This is a genomic window from Streptomyces griseoruber, from assembly GCF_001514205.1.
GTDB lineage: Bacteria > Actinomycetota > Actinomycetes > Streptomycetales > Streptomycetaceae > Streptomyces > Streptomyces griseoruber.
On sequence record NZ_KQ948809.1, the window covers coordinates 1 to 1,364 of the forward strand.

The 1,364-nt window shown below is 73.2% G+C and carries 1 protein-coding gene; it reads right to left on the reverse strand.

All coding sequences use genetic code 11. The features are described from left to right. Positions 1–44: 44 nt before the first annotated feature. Positions 45–1,226 (reverse strand): NAD(P)/FAD-dependent oxidoreductase, encoded by a 1,182-nt coding sequence (locus AQJ64_RS44580; protein WP_055638879.1) that lies wholly within the window; start codon positions 1,224–1,226, stop codon positions 45–47. Between the last annotated feature and the right edge of the window lie 138 nt (positions 1,227–1,364).

Here is a 1,364-nt window from a genome sequence, read left to right on the forward strand (position 1 = left end):
GGGACTGGTGGAAGAGGGTCATCTACGTTTCCTCGCGTGGGGGCTCAGTGGGCGGCGGCCGGGACGGCGGGGACGAGAGTGCGGCGGAGCCGGTTGAAGAACTTGGGCTGATTGAGGGAGAGCACGGCGACGGGGGTGCCCTCGCGCCGGTAGACGGCCGTGAAGGAACGGCTGCCGGGGTCGCCCTCGACGACCTCGGGCTCGGCGCCGGGAGCGACGTACCCGGCGAGCTGGATGCGCACCCCGTACTGGTCGGACCAGAAGTACGGGGCGGTGGCCGGAGCGGGGGCGGACACCCCGGTGAGCAGGGTGCGGGCGGCGGTCTTCGCGTGTTCGCCGGCGTTGCTCCAGTGCTCGATCCGGGCGTGCCGTCCGGTGAACGGGTGGGGGCAGCGGGCGACGTCACCGACGGCGACCACACCGGGGACACCGGTCGCGCAGCCGGCGTCGCACACCACCCCGTCGTCCACCGGCACTCCGGAACCGGCGAGCCAGTCGGTGGCGGGCCTGACCCCGACCCCGACCACGACGACGTCGGCGGGCAGGACCCGCCCGTCGGCCAGCCGCACGCCGGTGACCCGGCCCTCGCCGAGGAGTCCCGCGACGCCGGTCCCGCACAGCAGACGGACCCCGTGGTCGGTGTGGAGCGAGGAGCACACCAGCCCCATCTCGCGCCCCAGTTGGCGTTCGAGAGGGATGCCGAGCGCCTCGACGACGGTGACGTCGAGGCCGAGTCCGCGGGCGGTGGAGGCCACCTCGGCGCCGATGAACCCGGCGCCGATGACGACGAGCCGGGGCCGGCCGTTCGTCAGTTCGGCGCGCAGCGCCAGGGCGTCGTCCAGGGTGCGCAGGGTGTGGACGCCGGCCAGGCCGTCCGTGCCGGGCAGGGTGCGGGCGGCGGCGCCGGTCGCGATGACGACCCCGTGGGTGCGCACATGCCGTCCCCCGGCCAGGGTGACGGTCCGGGCGCCGGGGTCGAGGCGCACCGCGCGCTCGCCGAGCAGCCACTGCACGTCCAGGTCCGCGTATTCCTCGGTGTCGCCGAGCGAGAGCGCGGCGGCGTCGACGTTCCCCTTGAGGAAGTCCTTGGACAGCGGCGGGCGGTCGTAGGGGGTGTGGCGCTCCTCCCCCACGACGACGATCTCGCCGTCGTAGCCGTCCGTTCGCAGCGCGCGGACCGTGCTCAGGCCTGCCAGCGATGCTCCGACGACGGTGATGCTCCTCATGCGGGCTCCAGACAAGCTGTCTCACATGGCACAACGACATCCGTTATACGCAACATGGTTTGGGTGGGAAGCGGGAGTTGTCAAGAGGGTGGAGGGGGGCGGTCAGCGGGCGGGACCCACGTCGAGCTTGTCCTGGAG